Source organism: Vibrio artabrorum, assembly GCF_024347295.1.
Taxonomy (GTDB): domain Bacteria; phylum Pseudomonadota; class Gammaproteobacteria; order Enterobacterales; family Vibrionaceae; genus Vibrio; species Vibrio artabrorum.
Window position 1 is genome coordinate 197734 of sequence record NZ_AP025459.1, and the last position, 21994, is coordinate 219727.

Here is a 21994-nt window from a genome sequence, read left to right on the forward strand (position 1 = left end):
CCGCACCTTGTAAGCGCAAGGTGTGGGCTTTTTTGTGCCTGCTTTTACTCATACTCATCGATATAAATCAAAGGATGTAGGCAGAGAATCGTAAGCAAAGATTTAAGATCAAAAAGTTGTGAACAGTGAGTCAACTCATTCAAACTTTCTAACAGACTGGTGCCACCTTCACTTATTCATACTCTTACAATCAGCAAATCAAACCTGTTACCATAGCGTCTTCAACATCACTTATTTTGAAGGTTGCAATGAAAGTAATTAAGACTCTTTTCTTTCTGATGGTTTTATTAAGCGGCCTATTTACCGCCTGGTTGTTTATACCGATCCCTGCGACCATGGACAAACAAACACTTAATGTGCCACTAACGGAACCGTTCAAGCTTGTGGCATATCGCAGCAATCCGAATGATGCAAGCAAACCACTCACTTACCACTACTATGTGATTTCAGATGTGGTTGGTGTGGACGATATGGATCCGTTTCTAATTACTACAGACCAATTCGTGAAGCTTGGCGAATTCGACGAGAACACATTCAACCTTACGGTTAACGGCAAGATTGAGCGCTACACCAACGATTTGTGGGTCAAAAAGGCCGACGGCAAGCTGCAGCACTGGTACGTGAGTATTGATGCGAACTATATTCGCTAAAATCGAACGGCAATAGACCTCATTCAAAAACTGCGCTTTGGCTTCCAAGCGCAGTTTTTGTTCCCACTCATATTAAGAAACTTTCTTAAGAGCCTATGCTCGGCTCCAAATAAATTAAAAACAATAAAAGGTCACCCATGGAATGTTGACTCTACAGACTTCAAATTATTTGGTAAATAGAATAGCATCAGGAAAAATACAACCTTAACGGAAGCGAAGTAGGGAAAACCTAACGCCTCAATTAAACGATAATTTTCAGTATCTAAATTGGTACCGTCAAGCTAATTGGGTGTAGAATGATATAAAAATCATTAACCGTTATTATTTTTTCGAGGTCACAATGAAAATATTAAAGCTATTACTCGCAGGACTTATATCTATAACCATAGTGGCGTGTGGTGGCGAATCAGATTCAAGTCCGGTTCCAGCACTCAATAAAACATCTAAAGTCGTCATCCAACCTGAATCTGATACAGGGTATTCAAAGAATGCAGTGACCTCATCCTCTCTCCATTTAGGCACTACATTAAATCTCAGGGCTTATGAATTCGATTCGACGGGTGACGATGACCCAGGTCTAATGCCAGATAAGACTGCGTGGAAATCTAGTAATGAAAATGTTGCAACCGTTAGCCAAAATGGAGAGCTGACTACTCACAACGAAGGTCATGCCGAAATAACAGCAGTCATTAATGGTGTAAGTAGCAAAGCTTATATTATCGAAGTCAATCCTGCGGCGTTAGCTGAGATCAACCTCACCAACAACAACTATATGAACCTTCCTCAGGGCACAACTATTCACTACCGCGCTATCGCTACTTATACTGATGGTACTTTACAAGACATAACCTCAAACGCAACTTGGGAAACCGATAATAATTCAGTGGCTAATTTCGTTGAAAAAGGCGTCTTAAAAGGGTTATCTACTGGAGAAACGGAGGTTATCGCATCATTTAAAGGGATCTATTCAAATGTGAACAGTAATAGCTGGGGCTGGGGACATACATATATCAACGTCGTTTCGGCTAAAATTAAGAATATCACACTCACAAACAATACCGAGCTAACCGTAGCTGTGGGTGAAGCGTTTAGACCGACAGTAATAGCTACATATACTGATCTAACCCAGCAAGACGTTACTATCAATACTGACTGGAAAATTTCAGATGAAACAATAGCCAAAAGTGGAAATAAAATTCAAGCCTTATCTGCTGGCAACACCACAGCCACAGCCACTTATGCAGGGAAAAGCGTCACATTAAACTTAAAAGTAACCCCTGCGAAACTGACCAAAATAGACATAACGGAAAATGACCTTAGAAATGGTTATACTGTAGCAAAAGGTTATAGTTTACAGTTACATGCATTGGGTACCTATGGTGATGGCAGCAAACGTGATATAACCTCTATGGTTAACTGGAACACGACTGGAAATTCGACCTATTTTACCTATCAATACAATGAGTCAGGGCTAGTTCATAGCGCAATACCAGGGTTTTCTGATATCACCGCAACCCTTGGTGATGTACAAAGCCAGCCTCAACGCATTCAAGTCAAAGATAAAGTCATTGAGTCTCTTAGGATTGCTCAACCAAAGGATAAGCTTACCCTAACAATGACTGACCAAGATGGAAATACAGATGATCAGCGTTTCACTCCTCGTCACTTTAGTGTTGTAGCCATTGCAACCTATAGTGACAATACGGAAGGTTTCGTTCAGGATAGGATTCATTTCAAGATAGCGGATCAATCAATAGTACAACCTAGCAGGGCTAGCTACACGACAGATATTTTTTATCAAACACTTAAACCTGGCACTACCACGCTTACGGCATGTACATATCAAGAACAACCCGTTTGTACTGCTCCGGTTGAAATTGAAGTCATCAACTAAGTAATAAACATAAAAATAGCCACTTAGCTTAATTCAGTTAAGACGCTATATACCTTTAAAAAGATAAAAATCCGAGAGTATTCTATACACTCGGATTTTTATCTTTTTAAGAGCTTTGTTGCGTAAATCGATGGGCTCTTTACTTGTCATGGCTCGACTCATCAAGGCTCTTGAACTATTGTTAAACATATCAGTCGTTCGAGAGGGTCAAATATGGCAAAGTTCATATTACTACTATTTTTTATGGTTATTTCTACGGGCTGCGGAACAAGCGACAGTACCCTAATTGAAAGCGGACATAACATGGCTTATGTGCAAGGTTTTCATGATGGCAGACACAGTGGTATACAAGAAGCTGGCAATAACTTTGAAACCTATATTAAGGACCAAAAGCGTTATGAATCCGATGTTGATTATCAGCAAGGTTGGATCGCAGGTGAGTCTGAGGGGAAAAGACTACAAGATAATGCAAGATCATTCGGTAAAAGCGTCGCGACTAGCTATCATCCAAAGTCTGAAGTGACCAATCCTGACAATGAGGCAAAAAAAGCATTAAAGAGTGTCGATACATCGGACTTAAAAAACCTAGAATAACAATTCAAAGGGCTTTGTTACAGTGCTCAGAGACTTTGTTTTTTGACGTCATTAAGCCACTCGTTAGCTATTGTATATTCTCAAGGTGAGCAAGTCGGTTTAATTCTGATGCGCCAAGCATCACTTCTTGCTGTCGATTCGTAAAATATCTGCTGTATTATTTAAGACTAATAGTTGTTTTGTAACGTTATATCGCGTTTTTCGAGACATTCCTTTTTCCATATTGCTTTCCCTTTTCCACCGAGTGCTACTCAATGCCGAATAAACCATCAAATGATTCATTCTTTGTATGGAGTGTTGCTCGTCAGCATACAAATTTTTTGGGAAAGAATGACTATCTCAGCGTTTAGACAGTGCTGCTGACAAAGTATCGTAAAATTTGGTTAGGGAAGAGGAAGAAAGTCTCAGCTCCGAATTGACTTGGGGCACGGATAAGCTCGGAAAGCCTACACAATACGATGCAACAGACTCAAACAAAAGCCGCTGTTGATGAGCAGCGGCTTTTTGGTGAAACAAAGAGGGCTTAATCATCTAGCCCTGTCATTGGGCTCATCGAATGGTAAACGGTTTTTACGTCACCTTTGATGGACAGCACACTTAAATCATCAATGAAGAAACGGCTGGTCATGGTATGTTTACCGCCATTGATGAAGATTTCGATGACCGACTTGTCGACATAAACCTCGATGGTTTGCTTGATGCTCAACCTCGGCGCTTTTCTCACACACCCAAAGTCTTCAGCGTAGAGTTTAGACATCTTGCTACGATCGAGAGTGAACGCCTTATTTGTCGCACTGAACACGATGTTATCACCCGCAACGTTGGCAAGTGTAAACTCAAACTCGTCCGCATCCGTTTCGATCTCAACCATGAAGCTGGTCGTATCCAGTTCAAGAACATTTTCAACCGTAACCGCTTCACCCTGTAGCACTTTCAATTCAGGTAAAGCAGACTGAACAAGATAGCCATCTTGGATGTGAAGTTCGCGAGGTAACGACAACATACCCGCCCACTGATGTTCGTTAGATGGTGTGTCAATCTCTGGCAGACCAATCCAAGCAATCATAATACGGCGACCTTTATCATCTAAATAAGTCTGTGGGGCGTAGAAATCAAAGCCGTAATCCGGCTGCGCGATGTCTTGATGATTTTCCAATTCCGCCGTATCTAGGTTCAGGCGATCACCCACAATGTAAGCCACAGAATAGATATTTTTGAAGTCGTATGGGTTTTTGCTCGACACGCCTTGCGGAGAAAACAGCATCACCGACTGATTGTCTATTGCAAAGAAATCGGGACACTCCCACATATAGCCAAGGTTGTTGTAACGAGTTTGAATTGGGCCTTTGTGCTGCCAATTCATCAGGTCACGGCTGCGATATAGCGCCATTGAACCTGTTTCCTGAGGTGTTTGAGCCCCCACAACCATCAGGTAATCGTCACCCTGCTTCCACACTTTTGGGTCGCGGAAATGTTCAGTGTAGTGCTCGTTTTCAATAACCACGCCGTGCTTTTCTATTTTGCCGTCGGCAGACATCTTGGCAAAACATTGAGTTGGAATTCGTTGCCAGTTTTCATCACGTTTATTTCCCGTAAAGAACAACAGTGCCTTACCGTTTTCAACCAATGCGCCACCAGAATAAACACCGTGAGAATCGTAATCTTGGTCTGGGTGTAGGCCAATGCCGTGGTCTTCGAAATGAACGAAGTCTTTGGTTGAAAGGTGGTACCAATACTTCATGCCATGGACAGGACCAACCGGCGTCCACTGATAAAATAAGTGGTGCTCTCCATTAAAGAAACACAAGCCATTTGGGTCATTGAGCAGGCCAAACTTAGGCGCAACATGGTAGCTTGGATAGCCAGAGTCTTGTTTGCGAAGCTCTACCATCGCATCAATACTCTCTTGAGAAATATCTTCTATACGGCGATATCTTTGCTCTACTGTCCAGTTCGAGTTCAAACTCATACACTCTCCTCTACGGCATTCGTATTTGAAGAGTTTTTTTGAATAAACTGAGTTAGAGCTTCTTGCGTTGGAAGTGCGGTCATTGCGCCTTTTTGCGTTGTCGCCAGTGCACCACAACCATTCGCCCACTGAATTGCAGAATCGACGACTTGTTGATTGTTCCACTCATCATGTTGAGAAAGTTTTGCAAGCAAGCCACCAACAAAAGCATCGCCTGCCCCTGTAGTATCCACTGGCGTCACTGAACGACCTGACATCAACACACCTTGCGTTTCAAATACTCGCCATACGCCTTTCGCACCCTGTGTAACCAGAACAAGCGTGTTGTTAAGATCTGCAATATGAGCCAAACCTTGCTCCATCGACGTTGAACAGGTTAAGAAATCCAACTCTTCTTCCGAGAATTTAACCACATCCGCCAACGCTACCGCTTGCATGACCACAGACTTGATTGCTGAGGGATCTTGCCACACTTCATCACGAAGGTTTGGATCGAAGCTGATGTAACCACCAGCCGCTTTCATGCGTCGGATGGCTTCAAAGGTACTGCTTCGACTTGGCTCATTAGCCAGAGAGATTGAGCAGACGTGTAGCCACTCGTTTTTCTTAAACTTAGGAATGTCATCCACAGACATAAACTGATCGGCACTTGGCTTCACCATAAACGTAAAGCTGCGTTCACCTTGGTCATCAAGGTCCACCACCACCGTTGACGTTCGCTGTTCAGGATCCTTCACCAAACGTTCGGTATTCACACCTTCGTTTTGCAGAGTCACTTCCATAAAGGTGCCAAACGGGTCGTTACCCACTCGGCCGAAAAAGGCGCTTTTGCCTAAAAGACGAGTAATAGCAACCGCGACATTGGCAGGAGCACCACCCGGACATTTCAACAATGTCTTATCTGTCTCCGGAATGAGGTCGACGACAGCGTCTCCCGTTACCCAAACTTGATTCATCTTTCTTACCTTAAAACTGAAAATCATGACAAGTGAATGGATATAACGGTTCACATTGTCATGTAAAAATATAAAAAGGCTAGCTAAGCCAAATCACCTAGCTAGCACCCTAAAGCTTAGGAAATGAAGTGAAAAGGGGGACTTCACTTCTAGGGAGAAACGTTAAGCCGTTGCTTTAATGTTTTGTTTATTACGCTCGCGCAGCCCTAAAACAACGGTCAGTGCAAAGGCCGTGACGAACGCGATAATCATACCGACCACGTAGTAACCGATTTTTTCCGGCGATATTGAGATAATACCGGGAATACCAGCCGCACCAAGCGCTTGTGCTTTCACATGAAACATGGTGATGAAAGCACTTGAAACCGCAGCGGCACAAACCGCAGCAATGAATGGATAGCGAAGCTTTAGATTCACACCGAACATGGCTGGCTCTGTAATACCGAGTAAACCAGTGACGCCTGAAGGAATCGCAATACTCTTCATTTTGGTATCGCGAGTCATGAAACCAACAGCCAGCGCCGCCGCCCCTTGTGACACGTTAGACATCGCTGCGATAGGGAAAATGAACGTGCCCCCCGTTGTTGCAATATCCGCAAGCAACTGAGTTTCGATAGCGATAAAGCTATGATGCATGCCTGTGATAACGAATGGCGCATAAATCAAACCAAATACCGCCCCACCAATGAAACCAGCACTGTTATATAGCCAATTTAGGCCGTCACCCAGTAGGAAGCCAATATCACGTGTAAATGGACCCACTACCGTGAATGTCAGTAGGCCAGTCACAAAGATAGCCAATAGCGGTGTTAGCAGGTTGTCCAGAACTGAAGGCACGACTTTACGTAGACCAAGTTCTACTTTCGCAAGAATAAACGCAGAAACGAGCACTGGCAGCACTGAACCTTGATAGCCCACTTTCTCAATTTCGAAGCCCAGAATGTTCCAAACCGGAATATTGCCTGTCACCGATGCACTGCCGAAGCCCCAACCATTCAGAAGATCTGGGTGAACCATTAACATCCCTAAAGCCGCACCAAGGTATGGGTTACCACCAAACTTCTTACTCGCTGAAAATGCCAATAAAATAGGTAAGTAAACAAAAGGAGCATTAGCAAATGTGTTGATCATGTTTGCTAAGTCAGTCAAGCTCGGATTCGCGTCGATCAAAGATTTGCCATCAATGAACAAGCCTTGAGCCGTCAATAGGTTGTAGATACCCATCAACAAACCACCAGCAACAATCGCAGGAATAATTGGGACAAATATATCAGACAGGCCTTTCACTGCGCGCTGCACGATATTTTGGTTGTCAGCCCCTGCCGCCGCCACATCATTGGTCGACATTTCCGTCATCTCAGTCAGTTTTGCCATCTCTGCATAAACTTGGTTGACGATGCCTGAACCAAAGATGATCTGATATTGACCCGCGACTTTAAACTGGCCTTTGACCCCTTCTAGGTTATCAATTGCCTGTTCGTCAATTTTGTCTTGATCAGCAACGGCAAGACGCAGACGAGTCGCACAGTGCGCGAGTGCCGTGATATTACTTTTACCACCTAATAGAGTGAGCAGCTCTTTTGCTATTTTTGGATAATTCATTACATACCCCATTGGATTATCATTTGTGCCTTTGAACTTTCGGGAACGTTTGCAAAACAAATTTTTGCTTAGAAATAACAAATGATCAAAGATAACTGCTCAATAGTGTGAGGATGATCTTTAAATTATCTCCCCTGGATGAGGCGAGAGGGTTAAAATCTCCGAATAAACAGGGAAATTTGATGGCTCGTTTGCAAACAATCCCAAAACTAAAATGATAATGGATAATTTATAATGGCTAGTCTTCATGATGTCGCTCGTCTCGCTGGAGTTTCCAAGTCGACGGTCTCAAGAGTAATCAATGATGAGTATGGCGTAAAAGACGCGACCAAGATTAAAGTGCGCAAAGCGGTTGAAGAGTGTGGCTATCTCCCAAACCAAGTCGCTAAAGACTTAAAGTCTCAGAAAACCAACCTCGTTGGCGTGATTGTTCCTAGGGTTTCTTCCCATGCCACCGCTCAAGGTGTCGACGGTTTAACCGCAGTATTAGAGCAAGCAGGCAAGCATGTTTTATTAGCGAGCACGCACCAAACACACCACAAAGAACTTGAATACATTCAGATATTTAACCAGAAGCGTGTTGAAGGCATCATCCTGTACGCGACCCACCTCGACAACCAATTGGTCAAAGCGATTCAAAGCTCTGCCGTACCCGTGGTGTTGGTTGGTCAAGACGGTTCAATGTTTAACATCCCAAGCATTGTGCACGACGATACTCGTGTAGGGTTTGAAGCAGGCAACCGCCTTATCTCGAAGGGTTGTCAATACATGGGGTTCATAGGCGTACAAGGCGATGATATTGCGGTGGATAAGATGAGATCGGAAGGCTTTGCTCAATCACTTCAATTTAGCGACCTCGCACTGCAATTTCACGCCCGTGGCGACTTCACCATCGATTCTGGCTACAAACTGGCTAAGCATTATCTCAAGGAGCACACCAAGCTCGACGGCCTATTCTGCGCTACTGACCGTATCGCAATCGGTGCGATCAGAGCGATTCAGGAAGCGGGGCTTGTTCCTGGAAAAGACATATTGGTGCTCGGTGTGGGTGACGATGAGCTGGCTTCTGTCTGTACGCCAACGCTGTCTACGTTTAACTATGCGTTTGATAAAGCGGGAGAAAATGGAGCCAAGCTGCTACTCGACCGTATTGAGAAAAAAGGTTTTGAAATGAGTAAAATGGTGCTGACCTTCACCACCATTGATCGAGAATCTTGCTAGCGATTTATTTCAGAGATCAAGTGCTCCCAAAATAAAAATGCCAACCCTCGAGTTAACAACGATAAGGTTGGCATTTGACGATGTGAATCTCACATCATGATTAACACTCTCTACCTAAACGATATATCGAGCCATTAGAACCAAGTTTCCATCTGCAGTGCAAATAGAACCTCACCGCCCTCTCCCATCGTTGCTGCATCCGCGTCAGTGCTGATCGAGTAACCATTCAGATCTTCACTCCAATCCACATAGCTCACAGCGAAACGCAGTTCTGGTCGGTCAAAAAAGCCGGTGCTGGTCGAAAGCTTTAGTGTTGGTGCAATTGTCGCTTTGTAGAAACCGCCGCTCGCTTGCTCGGTCGCGTTGTCCAAATCCATGTACTGCAGTGAACCTTCGTAAACCATCTCAAAGTTCTCTGTGAACTCTTGAGCCAATCGAACGTTTAAAGAAGCCCATGTGAACTCATCATTCTTCTTCAGACGGTCTTGGCTATGCTCTGCCATTAGTGCCGGCGCTAAACGCCAGTTGTCGCCAATGCGAGTCACACCGTAGCTGAATAGACGAACAGCTTTTGCATCATCCAGTAGATCACCATTTGAACCGATGCCTTTTAGCTCCGCACCTAAACCGCTACCCACCAACATACCTGTTTTAGAGAAGCCTTCGCTCACACCAAAGAAGCTGTCTCCATGGTACGCTAGCATAGCGTGTACACCGCTTTTCGCTGCGCCATGTAGTCGGGTGTCGTTGTCTGCTGACGCCATGCCACTCAGCATCACCTGCCATTGGCCAATACGGTTATTCATGGTTGCAATGTAGTTTTCAACATCGGTTGATGAGCTATCAATCTCACCAAAATCTCGACCGTAAATAGAGAAACTCGCTTTCCAGTCGTCGCTCATTTGAACGTCGTAAACACCTGCGCCAGTGCCTGACAGGAAGACAATATCCGAGTCGAAAAAGTGAATATCAAAATTATCGCGATCGAATCGTTTACCTGCCCAGAACGTTGCTTCAGAAAACGCTTCAGATTCAGAGAACATACTCAGGCGATTCAGCTCTGAATACACTTGTCGTACATTCAACTGGCTTTCGCTGGCAGTCCACTCGTTATTTGTCTCGGTACTGTCGGCTAACATGATGCGAAACAAAGCACTAGAACCATCGTCTGCAAATCGTTTATGAATCAAGTTCGCTTCAACGTAATGATCATCTTCAACACCAAGGCGTCCAATTGGCGCACCAATGGCACCTGCTGCCGTCATGTAAGGTCCAGTGCCTGTCGCACCGTTTAGGTCATCGTTGATCAATAACCCAGAACGAGCATAGCCGTGAAACTCAAACAAAGAAGCATTTTCATTAGCCTCGGTGGAGGCCTGTTCCGTTTGTACAACCCTTTGTTCTAATTCATTAATACGTTGCTCTAATGCCGCAACATCTTCACTTGCTAATACCGATGTTGTCATTAGCCCCATTGTTACAGCAACCGCTAAAGTGTGTCGTTTCATTCTGATGTTCTCACGTTAATTATTTTGGATAAAACTGCAAACGTTCCCGAAATAATTCGTAAGCGCACTTAAACTCATACTTTTGATGCACAAGCTTAATATCGAAGAAGAAATAGAAATCAGTTGTATTGATTTCTACAGATTTTGTATCTAGCTGGATGATAGATCGATACTTTCGGGAACGTTACCGAGAATGCATAATTCTGATAACTTTGTCACAAGTGAAGTGAATGAATGAACGAAAAACGGTGTCTCGCGCACATTGATGTACTTTAGCGAAACCTAAGAAAAATAAATTTTTCAAACGTTTGAAATGCCATTGAATGATGTTGATTGATAGGGGGTTAAAATGAGTATATGAACAACTGAAACTTATCGAACCTTAGATTAGAAAGCATAAGGCATGGCGAAAATTACTTCTTTTTGTTCTGCTCAACCAACTTTTCATTCCATGCATCGTTGCCGTCTCGCTTGCTAACATCATACTCAGAACAAAACTGCGATATGGTCATGTTGTTATCACCAGTGGCTAGCTTTAACGCTAACTGCACTTGCTGGAGCTTACTTTGAAGACGAAGGTTTTGACCTGCCTTTGGGCTTTTCTCTTTGGCGAACTTTAAAGCAGCATGTTTGCGCTCTGCAGCACCCGCACGGCGATCCGCTTCTGATAATAGATATTTTAGCTGCGCGACACTTTTTCCCTTTTTGAAAGCAGGTTCAAGCAGTTCAACACATTCATCAAATGATGGATTTATAACATACGGATCAATTTTGTGCGCTTGTTGGCGCATCCACTCTAGCGCGAGCTTTTCATCTGACATTGTATAATCTTTATCGATAAAACAGTCGTATATGGTATCGCTCAATAGCAAACCACTGCAATAACAAATTTAGCGACTTCGTATCTTTGTACTACTGCTAATTCATCATTCCTTTGCTAGGACGCTAACCAAGTATCCTAAGATCCCTTCCTTTCTTAAACATCCAAGCACTTTCTCAAACATCCAAGCATGTAGCCGCAGACTCTTTGATCGATAAAAGCGGATTCTTCGTATATTTAAGTTCTTTAGTGAGCATGCTCGAAGATAACAAAAATGAGAAGAAAAGAAGATATGAAGGACATGACCCTTTCAAGGCAAGACATCCAAGCAATGGATCAACGTGAGCGCGCTCGCCTAATTAACTCCTTATCAGGATTCAAAAGCGCAAACCTAATTGGTACGCGTGATAAACAAGGGCTAGAAAATCTTGCTGTGGTAAGTTCTGTCATTCACCTAGGGTCTGCTCCCGCGCTGGTCGGTTTTATTGTTCGCCCCGACAAAAGCCGCCGTCATACGCTAGAAAACATTCTAGACACTAAGTACTTCACCATTAACAGCATTGGTGCTGACTTTGTTAAAAAGGCCCATCAAACCTCGGCTCGCTACCCTAAACCGGTATCAGAATTCAACGCGGTCGGCTTAACGGCCTATTATGACGACATGTTCCCCGCTCCATTCGTCTTGGAGAGCAGTTTAAAGATAGGGTTAGCGTTCAAAGAACAGATCACAATCGAAAGCAATCAAACGCAAATATTGATCGGTGAAGTTATAACGATCCACGCACCCAAAGGCTACACCGTCTAAGCTATGCCAAGTCAAATAAGTCTCTGTTTCCGCTAACTCGTGAAGGAAACCCAACATCATGGGACGCTCGTGAGCTGAATTTAGGGTAATTTTGTTCGGTAATTTACTCACAAAGGTGCTAATTTTCACATCAGCACCTAATACGCACACAACAGAGCTAAATTAAATCTACGCCCATTTCCAAGGAATCCTTTGAAGTTAACCCACTTTAAATACAAAACGCGCAAAGGCCCTGATTATCGGCATGGCGATCAGGTGTCTTTCATGGACATCAAACAGACCTTCGGTATGGGCAGCATTCGTGTGGGCGCTTGGGTCACTAAAGAAGAGAAAGAGCTCGCCGCGAATCTGATATTCGATTCGCTAGCAGATTTGGCTTACATCTTGGCTCTGCCGCCAGAAGCAATTGGCTTGCGTGGCACATTAGGTTTAGCGTTCGGCAGTGGTGGCAGAAAAGGCGTACAAGCACACTATGCGCCAAACCAAAGAGAGTTAGCCCTCGCTAAAAACGCAGGTGCAGGTGCATTAGCGCATGAGTTCTGGCATGCATTTGACCACTACATTGCCGAAAAGGCGTTTGAGATTGGTGACACCTCCGGTCCACGCAAGCAAATCTTGTTCGCCAGTGATTGTTGGCTACACGATAGAAAGGTAAGGCCTCATCCATTAAACGAAAGTTTGATGTCTGTGTTCGACGCCACACTACTCAGTGACAACAACCTAGATAAACACGACTACGTTGCGCGCAGCGTTATTGCAGACAAGGCAACGTCGGCTCGTTACTTTTCACTACCAACAGAAATGATGGCGCGAGCCTTTGAAGCTACGATTGAATCCTGTTCAGATATCGAGAATTCTTACTTAGTCGATGGCACGACCAAGCCGGATATGTTCCCTCTCTATCCAGACCTCACGCATCGCAAAGAGATTTATGAAGCGCTTCAAGGTTATTTCGCGCCGTTAGGTCGATCTTTAAGTAAGTAACGTTCGAGTCGTTAGAGGTAAGAGATGATCCATCAGCGAAAAGTGTTTATAGTCCAGACATACACTTCAACATCCATGATTTAGAGGCAGTAATGATCAGTTGGCCATCTTAGGTAAAACTCGACGGTGATGATGAGCTTATTTACGTCGCATCCGAGAACGATTTTCAAGCAAAATGCTCAGATATGATCTTGGGTGAAGAGGATTATCTCATAGATTCAGTTGGCGACAGCTACTCGCTACAATCAAACTCAAACCAACTGGGTTTAGCTAAACGAGCCGAGCAGTATTCGGTTGAAAGCGTGACTAAACTGATTCGAAATCATGAGTTCCAGAAGGCCGAAGTGTGCCTGATGAAGATCCACTTCCTAACGATTGAAGAAGCAATTCAATCTTTGGCATTTGAGCCTCGTTAAGATTGGTTATTAATTCAAAACCTAGATTCGAATCAGAACAAACAAAAACAGCGCCAATTTAGGCGCTGTTTTCTAGGATGCAATGAGTGGTAATAACCTCAACAACTAAGACGTCGCTTTGTGCGTAATTCCTGACTTATCAACAACCCCTTCAGCAAACTCACCACGCTCAAGTTTTTCGCGTAAAATTGCATGCTGGTCTTCAGTAAAGGTATAACGAGACATAATAAATATACGTACCAAAGCCCCTAAAGCCGGCAGTAAAGCAATACAAAAGAACATGCCATTCAATGCTGTTTCTGTTTGGTCCGCATTTGGAACATAACCAATAGTTGTCAGGATCAGACCTGTTAAACCACCTGCTACCGCAACGGATAATTTACCTGTAAATGTTTGGCCAGAGAAAGTTATCGCTGCTGTACGCTTACCACTATGGTAGTAAGAGTATTCAACGGTATCTGCAATCATCGCTGAAATAAGCGGGTTAGTCATCATAAAGAGCCCCGTTACTACTGCCAGCCACATCATCACCACCGTTGTGTTGTCATAACCTGTTAGATAAAAACCAACACGTGCGATAATTTCCAACACACATAGAGCAATAAAGATATCTCTCTTCTTGAACCGTTTAGTTAGGATTGGCGTCGCTAAACACGCGATAGCACTGACTAAAGTGATAGTACCAATCAATGAAACTAAACCTGCATCGCCCATGTTGTAGGTGAAAAAGAAAATGTATAAACCATTAACTAGATTAAAGAACACATTCATAAAGAATGCAGCCAAGATGAAGAATAATGGCTTGTTTTTACGTACCGCTTGAAAAGTATCTTTCAGTGTTACTTTTTCACAGCTCGCCGTCGAAATACGCTCTTTGGTATTGTAAAAACCGTTCAGCATAAACAGCAGACCTGCCACCATCAATACGATAACAGCAGGTAAGTAACCTTGATCAGCACGACCATCAGCAAAAAATGCGCTTAATTTAGGAAAAATAACCAGCGTTGCGCCAATACCAGCATTAACACCTAACATGGCACACGTTGCTGCTTTGGCACGCTCTTGAGGCTCATCAGTCATCACCGACGACATTGACCAAAATGGCACATCAGAGATGGTGTAAAGGGTACCCCACAGAATATAAGTGATACCCGCATACATCACTTTAGTCGACATGTCCGCATCGATATTATAGAAGGCAGCGATGGTCACCAATACAATCAAAAACGGAGTAAACAACATGTAGGGACGGAACTTACCGAAGCGAGATTCTAACGTATCCATATAGCCAGCAATCAACGGATCATTAACAGCATCCCACACTCGTGCAATAAGAAATATGGTACTCGCAGCAATCGGCGAAATACCGAGAATATCGGTGTAGAAGTATAAGATGAACGAGCCAACCAAGCCAAAACTAAAGCATTGGCCCACGCCATAGCCGAAATAAGAAATCAGCTCTCTATTGTTTAATCTATTTTTTATAGTAGTCATTGTTCACGTCTCGATTGATTTGATTCTAGTTTAGAAGCCGACCTTTTTCTCTAGGCCGGCTAAATGACAGTTATTCCACCTCTGCGAGTGTTTGAATCAACTGTACTTCGCTTGCATCATATGGCTGTCCTTGCTCATCAAGCAGATCGTGGAACCACTGACTGGCATAGTTAGCGTCATTGCGTTTAATTTCAGGCCAAGGAAGGTGCGTTTGTGTTTTACCTTTCACTAATCCCCATTGATAGCAGCCAATATTCTTAGCTTTAAAAATTGGCAGCTGTTCATGTAAGGAAGATTGTGCATGACGTGCTAACCACTCGGTACACATCATCGGACGGTTGTGCGCTTGCACAACTTCCAGCGCTTCATGGAACAAATCCAACGGAAGATAAGCATGAAAAGTGATAATGTCTGATAGCTCCATCGCTCGACGATCGGTTGGATGTTCAAAAATAGGCAAACTACGGTCGAGAATACTAGGGCAATGCCATGCACCCACCGTTAGCGGCTGAGTCGGGTTCACATCGCGCGCCCACTCAAACGCTTTTTCCATCAACTCGTGGCTGAACGTCTCCATTTCTTCATCGTAAGCTAGCTCACCAGTGGGTGTAAAAATCATACGGTTGGTTGGCTCGTTGTACAGATCCCAAATCGCAATACGCGGGTCGTTTTTATAAGTCGAGAGAATGTCACGGATGTAAGTTTCAACGTCACCCCACTGTGACTTATCCATCACAACATTACGACCTGGGCTGGCCGCAGCTTGGCTATTATGCAGGTCAGGGACGGGGGCTTTTTGTTGACCTAGATACGGATGGTCACCGGAGAATCCACAATCATCCATTGGCGTTAGCATGACTTTGATATTGTTACGTTCACAGATATCTAAAAATCGATCGATACGAGCATGTAACCCCTCACGGTCTGCTTGCCAAACGATAAAAGGCAGGTTGGTACGAAGGGTGTTGTAACCTACCTGTTTTGCCCATGCTAATTCTTCTTCCATGATCTCTGGAGCGAAACTGTCTGCTTGCCACATTTCGTTCCAGTTTACAGCCGTCCTTGGTAAGTAATTAAATCCACGTAGCCATCCATGTTGTTGTTGCCATTGCCACGCTTTGTCTTCAGACCATCTTTTCATATTACTCACCTTGAAACTAAATTATTAACTAATAATATTAGCTAATATAATGAGCTGAATTTTTAGCGCTACTATCTAAAATTAAAAACGCGTGAACGATCACAACTATCAGACTGCTCGGACAACTTTTCGTGATCCCCATCTTTAACAGGTGATCGAAAGTTGATAATTAGCTAATATCTTTAGCTAACTAAGTTGAGTTGAAATTTACGATGGCTAAAAAAATCACTATGAGTGACATTGCTGCAGCGGCAGGTGTGTCTCAATCAACGGTATCACTGGTACTTAATGGTTCAACGTCTGTAAAAATTGCAGACACCACAAAAAGTAAAGTGCTCGATACCGCCGAATCACTTGGCTACAAAAATAAGAAAGTCGCTCATGCGCTGGGTCGACCTAATAAAATAGCACTGGTTGTCAACGGGTTATCGAGTTATGACCCTTTTATTGATGCTATAAACTCAGCGCGTGAAGAGGCTTGGGCGAACGACTTTATTTTAGTGATCTTCAATTACAGCCACGATGAAGTACTAGCGAGTAAGATTGAGGCGGAAATCAACAGCGGTGATTACGCAGGTTTGGTTTATGCATCGAGTATGACTCGAGACCTTGAACAACAAAGAGTTAATACGACGCTACCAACAGTGCTCTTAAATTGCACCAATGAAAGCCTTAGTGATACACCAAGTATTTTGCCTGCCGATATGATTGGTGCTTACAAAGCCGTTTCTCACCTCACGCAGCAAGGCTATCGTCGCATTGCTATGCTCACAGGCGAGAATTGGATGCTGGCAAGTCAACAGCGAAGCGAAGGCTACCGTCAGGCGCTAATTGATGCGGACATTATCCCAAATAGTGATTACTTAGCTGAAGCTAGTTGGTCTTTAAAAGAAGCACATCAACAGACATTAGCATTGTTTAAGTTGCCTCAAACACCCGAAGCCATCTTTTGCGGAAGTGATTACATGGCAATGGGCTGTTACCAAGCCTTAGCTGAACTAGGACTTAAGATCCCTCGAGATGTCGCGGTCGTTGGCTACGATAACCAACAAATCGCATCGGAAAGTTTTCCTGCGTTAACATCCGTTGAATTACCTTACTCAGATATGGGCAAGCTAGCGGTTGAGTCCTTAATGGCGCAAATTGAGGATCAGCCTTTGTTGTCCAGTAGACGAAAAGTGGAAGGAGAATTGATTATTCGTACATCCTCAACACCATCGGATAAGGTGGGCACATAGCCCACCGATAGTTAGGGCCTAAAACTCAAACTGATAAACCGTCTGATGTTGATAAAGCTCTCCAGACTTCAGGAGCCCGCGGTTAGCTCCCCACTCTGGTTTATTAGGACCATCTGGAAAATATTGGGTTTCTAAGCAAAGACCATCGTACAACTCATAATTTTTACTCTTACCAGGCGTCCCTGCAAGAAAGTTACCCGAATAAAACTGAATAGCAGGCTTCGTCGTTTTTACCTTCATCACGACTTCTTTTGCAGGTGCAACCAGAACCGCTGCAACCGACTCTCCATCGGTCACTTCAGGCTGAAACACAAACGCATGATCATAACCACCAGCCATTTTCTGGTCCGACTCAGTCAGAAAATCCCGCCCAATGAGCTTTGCGTGTGAAAAATCAAAACTCGTATCCTTAACCGCCTTTATTTCTCCCGTTGGTATTAAGCCTTGATCTGTCGGTAAATAATGGCCTGAACTCAACTGTAATACATGATCCAAGCTTTTCGAACCAGAAGCCTCACCAGCCAAATTAAAGTAAGCATGATTGGTTAAATTAACGGGGCAAGTCTTATCAGTATTGGCTTCATAAGAAATAGATACTTGGTTGTCATCCGTTAGAGAATAGGTAACTTTGACACCAAGATTACCCGGATACCCTTGATCACCATCTTTGGTATGAAGAGTAAACACTACCTTTTGTGCACTTTGTTCAACAATGCTCCAACGCTTTTTATCAAAGCCCTCTACTCCACCATGTAATGAGTTTTCACCATTATTAACCCCGAGTTGGTAGCGCTTCCCTTCAAGTTCGAATTGGCCTTTAGCGATACGGTTTGCAAAACGCCCAACAATCGCCCCGAAATAAGCGTTCTGCTCCATATGTTCAGCCATATTGGGCGAGCGAAGTAACACCTCTCGAGCTTCTTCATTCACTGGTATAGAACAACTCAGCCAAGTAGCTCCAATATCCATGAAGGATACACTCATTCCATTGCTGTTCGTAAGGTGAACCAGTTTAGCTAACTGACCATCAAACGATGGCGTGGATGCCATGTCTTGCTCTAATTGCTCAAAGTTAGTAATCATTAGTGCCTCTTCGTCTCACAAAAATAGCGTTATATCACCACTACTCATCTGCAACTAATAATATTAGCTAATATTTTGACCTAGATTGCCTTTTGCTTAATTCACATAACTTTTCAAGCGTCAGAAACAAAAACAGCGCCTCAGTAGGCGCTGTTTTCGTTTCTTATCTCGTTATCGCTGGTTTAATTAAGCGTCAAAAAGTAAGATTAAGTGATAAAGAGCTAGATTAAGCGATAAAAATCTGTGCCAGTGCGTAGCCTAAACAACATGCGCCGACCACACCGATTAAACCCACCGACATGAATGAGTGATTGAAGTACCACTTACCAATCTTAGTGGTGCCAGACACATCAAAGTTAACCGTTGCGATATCTGATGGGTAATTCGGGATGAAGAAGTAACCGTACACCGCTGGCATCAAGCCGATAAGCAGTGCTGGGTCTAATCCTAAGCCAAGGCCAACCGGTAACATCATACGTGCTGTTGCAGCTTGAGAGTTCACCACAACCGATACGATAAATAGCGCTAGCGCAAACGTCCATGGGTAGTTGGTCACCATTTCCACGATGCCAGATTTAAACTGAGGCATTGCGTATTGAAAGTAGGTATCCGACATCCAAGCGATACCGAAGATAGCAATCGCTGCTACCATACCCGATTTGAATACCACACCATTTGGCACGTCACGCGGGTCTGTTTTGGTTGCCAACAAAATGATACCGCCGAAACAGAGCATCATCATTTGGATGATCACTGACATCTTAATGGGCTTGTCGCCATCTACGATGGTTCTGATTTCAGGCACCATCGCCACGATAACAATCACGACAATCGACAATAGAAAAATCAATACTGCATTACGAGCCGACGTTGGCAGCTTTTCATCCAAAGACGTCGCGGTGGTGCTTTCAATGCGCTTTTTCCACTCAGGATCTTTTAAACGTGCTTGATAATCGGGATCGTCATTCAACTCTTTACCACGCTTTAAACTGTATAAAGAAAGTAAAAATGTGCCAAACAGCGTTGCAGGAACTGTCACCATCAAGATAGAGAGTAGTGTAATAGAATGTTGAACATCTGACAGTTGCGCGAGGTAATAGACCACTGCGGCAGAGATTGGCGAAGCCGTGATGGCTAATTGTGAAGCCACTGATGCCGCTGCCATTGGGCGCTCAGGACGAATCCCGTTCTTCAATGCGACATCACCAATGATAGGCATGATTGAGTATACCGCGTGGCCAGTACCCAATAAGAACGTCATCGAGTACGTAACAAAAGGGGCTATCAATGTAACCCGTTTCGGGTTCTTTCTCAGCACCCTTTCCGCGACTTGCAGCATATATTTCAAGCCACCAGCCGCTTCGAGGATCGAAGCACAGGTCACAACCGCGAGGATGATCAGCATTACGGTAACGGGTGGAGACGTTGGCGGCATCTTGAAGACAAACACCTCGATCACCAGACCAATTCCAGAAACAACCCCTAAGCCAATACCGCCATACCGAGAACCGATATAAAGGACGACTAATAAAAATAAAAACTCGAAATACAACATAAGCAACCCTGCTAAAAATATGGACTAATGATATTTTGTCCCTAAGTCGCAACATTTACTTTTTGCTTGGTCACACTATGATTGCAAGCTTCTGCAAATTACTTTTTATCAGATTATGGTCACGCTACCAAGCCTGTTCGTTTATGAATTGTAATGGTGAGCTGAAGGTTTAACCGAAATTTGTTATCTATGATAATCAGTATTGTATCTGTTAGATCACGATGCTCTATAAAACACAAAACTCATAACCTAAGGATATTATTAAGGCGAAAACCAATTGTATTGCCAATCATTCAATGGCCTCCCCCATAGACAACTTGTTAGGTTTTGCTCAACACTCGCTCGCCTATCCCTGATACACTATGCCAAAATACTTCCCCTACCACGACACTAGATAAAGAACCACGAATATGAATTTTCAAGCGGCTATTTTTGATATGGATGGATTATTGCTCGATACAGAGCGACTTTGCATGCAGGTTTTTGAAGAAGCGTGTCGCGCGCAAGGCGTTCCTTTTTTGCAAGATGTTTACCTCAGAATCATTGGTTGTAACGCAAAAACCGTCGAACAGATTTTTAGAAATGGCTACGGTGAAGGCTTAGATTACCCAGCGCTGAACAAAGAATGGCGCACTCGCTACAGTGCAATCGTTAAGCACCAAGCCATTCCAGTAAAAGATGGCGTGATTGAGCTGCTTGAATGGCTAAAATCGAATGACATTCCAATCGCGGTGGCGACCTCCACTCAGCTTGATATCGCGAAGAAGAAGCTTGAACTGGCTGGCCTAGATTCTTACTTCACCTCGTTAAGCACGGGTTGTGAAGTCACCAATGGTAAACCCCACCCAGAAATCTACCTGCTTGCGGCAAAGCGCCTAGGGGTTGCTCCGGAGACTTGCCTAGCGTTTGAAGATTCGAATAACGGTATTCGCGCATCAGTGGCAGCCAACATGATCAGTTTTCAGATCCCAGATTTGGTCGAGCCCTGTGAAGAAGTAAGAGCGCTTGGGCATACGATCAGCCCATCGCTGCATCATGTATTGGCGCTGCTGCAACAAGCCGCAGCATAAAAGCACATCACATCCAATAAAAACCAATATTAAACCGACTTACTGAGTCGGTTTTTTGTGGTTATTCCTTTTATAAAAGCTAAAAACGCACACTAGAAACTGTTACAGTCGATGTAAAACAGAGGCTAAGTGACAGGCAACATTGATAACGTCTAGAGATGGAGAAAAGGACGCGTGATTGAAAAATTTGAAAGTCAACTGCTTGATTTTGCACAACAAGAAATGACCCAAGATGCGGCGCACGACATCAGCCACATCAAGCGCGTCGTCAAAACTGCTAAGGTTTTATGTACTCAAGAACAAGCGAAGCTTGAAGTCGTTCTGCCTGCCGCTTACCTTCATGATTGTTTCACCTTTCCCAAGAACCACCCAGACCAAGCCAAAAGCTCGACAATGGCGGCAGACAAGGCGATCTCTTTCCTCAAATCCATCGAGTATCCCGCGCCTTATCTCGACGAGATTCACCACGCGATTGTTACTCACAGCTACAGCGCTAACATCACACCAGAAACCTTAGAAGCTCAAATCGTCCAAGATGCCGATCGGCTCGATTCTCTCGGTGCGATAGGCATTGCTCGCTGCCTATACGTGGGCCAAAGCTTCGAGGCCGAGCTCTATAACCACGAAGACCCGTTCGCGAAGCAGCGTGACTTAGATGATCAACATTACAGCGTCGACCATTTCTACGTAAAGCTGTTCAAGCTCGCTGAAAGCATGAATACAGAATCCGCCAAGTTAGAAGCCAACAAGCGCACCGACTACATGCGTGGTTTTGTTGATAGACTGGCCTCAGAAATTTAACAAGAAGAGCCGAACGTGAAAGAGTTCAATGATAAAACATGGCCCTTGTATCAGATGGCATTAAAGCTCTGCTAGCTTGTTTTAATTAACAGGCTGGTTTTAACAGAATCGCTTTAGTTAACAGAATCGTTTTAATTGCCAAATTTGACCCCATATCATTAAGCATTGGCTACACAGATGTAATTTGGAACCT

General features: G+C 43.9%; 18 protein-coding genes and 1 pseudogene. 10 read left to right on the forward strand and 9 right to left on the reverse strand.

Annotation, left to right across the window (positions count from 1 at the left end; all coding sequences use genetic code 11):
• The first annotated feature begins 248 nt into the window (after positions 1-248).
• From OCU36_RS15050 to OCU36_RS15060, 3 genes are all read left to right on the forward strand, one after another.
• Positions 249-650, forward strand: coding sequence for a hypothetical protein (locus OCU36_RS15050; protein ID WP_261840362.1), 402 nt, complete (start codon positions 249-251; stop codon positions 648-650).
• A 340-nt stretch (positions 651-990) separates the two neighbouring features.
• Positions 991-2544: an Ig-like domain-containing protein gene (locus OCU36_RS15055; protein ID WP_261840363.1), complete on the forward strand. Its 1554-nt coding sequence runs from the start codon at positions 991-993 to the stop codon at positions 2542-2544.
• A 213-nt stretch (positions 2545-2757) separates the two neighbouring features.
• The gene (locus OCU36_RS15060; protein WP_261840364.1) at positions 2758-3138 is read left to right on the forward strand and encodes a hypothetical protein; all 381 of its coding nucleotides are present in this window, start codon (positions 2758-2760) and stop codon (positions 3136-3138) included.
• Between the two features lie 523 nt (positions 3139-3661).
• Here the strand turns inward: OCU36_RS15060 and OCU36_RS15065 are convergent.
• From OCU36_RS15065 to OCU36_RS15075, 3 genes are all read right to left on the reverse strand, one after another.
• Entirely contained in the window at positions 3662-5107 is a 1446-nt protein-coding gene (locus OCU36_RS15065) for a sucrose-6-phosphate hydrolase (protein WP_261840365.1), read from the reverse strand.
• Positions 5104-6063 carry an aminoimidazole riboside kinase gene (locus tag OCU36_RS15070; protein WP_261840366.1) on the reverse strand — a complete coding sequence of 320 codons (960 nt, stop codon included), beginning with the start codon at positions 6061-6063 and terminating at the stop codon, positions 5104-5106. The genes OCU36_RS15065 and OCU36_RS15070 overlap by 4 nt, the downstream gene beginning before the upstream one ends.
• 162 nt (positions 6064-6225) lie before the next feature.
• Positions 6226-7665 carry a sucrose-specific PTS transporter subunit IIBC gene (locus tag OCU36_RS15075; RefSeq protein ID WP_261840367.1) on the reverse strand — a complete coding sequence of 480 codons (1440 nt, stop codon included), beginning with the start codon at positions 7663-7665 and terminating at the stop codon, positions 6226-6228.
• A 234-nt stretch (positions 7666-7899) separates the two neighbouring features.
• Between OCU36_RS15075 and OCU36_RS15080 the strand changes: the two genes are divergently transcribed.
• Positions 7900-8886, forward strand: a complete 987-nt coding sequence (locus OCU36_RS15080) for a LacI family DNA-binding transcriptional regulator (protein ID WP_261840368.1) — start codon at positions 7900-7902, stop codon at positions 8884-8886.
• Positions 8887-9020: 134 nt separating this feature from the next.
• Here the strand turns inward: OCU36_RS15080 and OCU36_RS15085 are convergent, their stop codons facing one another.
• Both OCU36_RS15085 and OCU36_RS15090 read right to left on the reverse strand, forming a co-directional pair.
• Complete coding sequence (locus OCU36_RS15085) at positions 9021-10394, reverse strand: carbohydrate porin (RefSeq protein ID WP_261840369.1); 1374 nt, start codon at positions 10392-10394, stop codon at positions 9021-9023.
• Positions 10395-10807: 413 nt separating this feature from the next.
• A complete protein-coding gene (locus tag OCU36_RS15090) occupies positions 10808-11215 on the reverse strand; it encodes a hypothetical protein (protein WP_261840370.1) in 408 nt (135 codons plus the stop codon).
• A 291-nt stretch (positions 11216-11506) separates the two neighbouring features.
• On the opposite strand from OCU36_RS15090, the pseudogene OCU36_RS15095 reads away from it, so the two are divergent.
• From OCU36_RS15095 to OCU36_RS15105, 3 genes and pseudogenes are all read left to right on the forward strand, one after another.
• Positions 11507-12108: pseudogene (locus OCU36_RS15095) on the forward strand (flavin reductase family protein).
• Between the two features lie 103 nt (positions 12109-12211).
• Positions 12212-13003: a CLCA_X family protein gene (locus OCU36_RS15100; RefSeq protein ID WP_017105021.1), complete on the forward strand. Its 792-nt coding sequence runs from the start codon at positions 12212-12214 to the stop codon at positions 13001-13003.
• A gap of 140 nt (positions 13004-13143) precedes the next feature.
• Positions 13144-13419, forward strand: coding sequence for a DUF4144 family protein (locus tag OCU36_RS15105; RefSeq protein ID WP_372040452.1), 276 nt, complete (start codon positions 13144-13146; stop codon positions 13417-13419).
• A 105-nt stretch (positions 13420-13524) separates the two neighbouring features.
• Here the strand turns inward: OCU36_RS15105 and OCU36_RS15110 are convergent, their stop codons facing one another.
• Both OCU36_RS15110 and OCU36_RS15115 read right to left on the reverse strand, forming a co-directional pair.
• Entirely contained in the window at positions 13525-14913 is a 1389-nt protein-coding gene (locus tag OCU36_RS15110) for an MFS transporter (protein WP_017069083.1), read from the reverse strand.
• Between the two features lie 70 nt (positions 14914-14983).
• Positions 14984-16054 (reverse strand): cellulase family glycosylhydrolase, encoded by a 1071-nt coding sequence (locus OCU36_RS15115; RefSeq protein ID WP_261840371.1) that lies wholly within the window; start codon positions 16052-16054, stop codon positions 14984-14986.
• Positions 16055-16266: 212 nt separating this feature from the next.
• On the opposite strand from OCU36_RS15115, the gene OCU36_RS15120 reads away from it, so the two are divergent.
• On the forward strand, positions 16267-17292 hold the full coding sequence (locus tag OCU36_RS15120) for a LacI family DNA-binding transcriptional regulator (protein WP_261840372.1): 1026 nt from the start codon (positions 16267-16269) through the stop codon (positions 17290-17292).
• An 18-nt stretch (positions 17293-17310) separates the two neighbouring features.
• On the opposite strand, the gene galM is transcribed toward OCU36_RS15120, so the two are convergent.
• Both galM and OCU36_RS15130 read right to left on the reverse strand, forming a co-directional pair.
• Positions 17311-18375 (reverse strand): galactose-1-epimerase, encoded by a 1065-nt coding sequence (gene galM / locus OCU36_RS15125; RefSeq protein ID WP_261840373.1) that lies wholly within the window; start codon positions 18373-18375, stop codon positions 17311-17313.
• Positions 18376-18601: 226 nt separating this feature from the next.
• On the reverse strand, positions 18602-19930 hold the full coding sequence (locus OCU36_RS15130) for an anaerobic C4-dicarboxylate transporter (protein ID WP_261840374.1): 1329 nt from the start codon (positions 19928-19930) through the stop codon (positions 18602-18604).
• A gap of 410 nt (positions 19931-20340) precedes the next feature.
• Between OCU36_RS15130 and OCU36_RS15135 the strand changes: the two genes are divergently transcribed.
• Both OCU36_RS15135 and OCU36_RS15140 read left to right on the forward strand, forming a co-directional pair.
• Positions 20341-21000, forward strand: a complete 660-nt coding sequence (locus OCU36_RS15135; RefSeq protein WP_261840375.1) for an HAD family hydrolase — start codon at positions 20341-20343, stop codon at positions 20998-21000.
• Positions 21001-21174: 174 nt separating this feature from the next.
• Positions 21175-21801: an HD domain-containing protein gene (locus OCU36_RS15140; protein WP_261840376.1), complete on the forward strand. Its 627-nt coding sequence runs from the start codon at positions 21175-21177 to the stop codon at positions 21799-21801.
• The last annotated feature ends 193 nt before the right edge of the window (positions 21802-21994 follow it).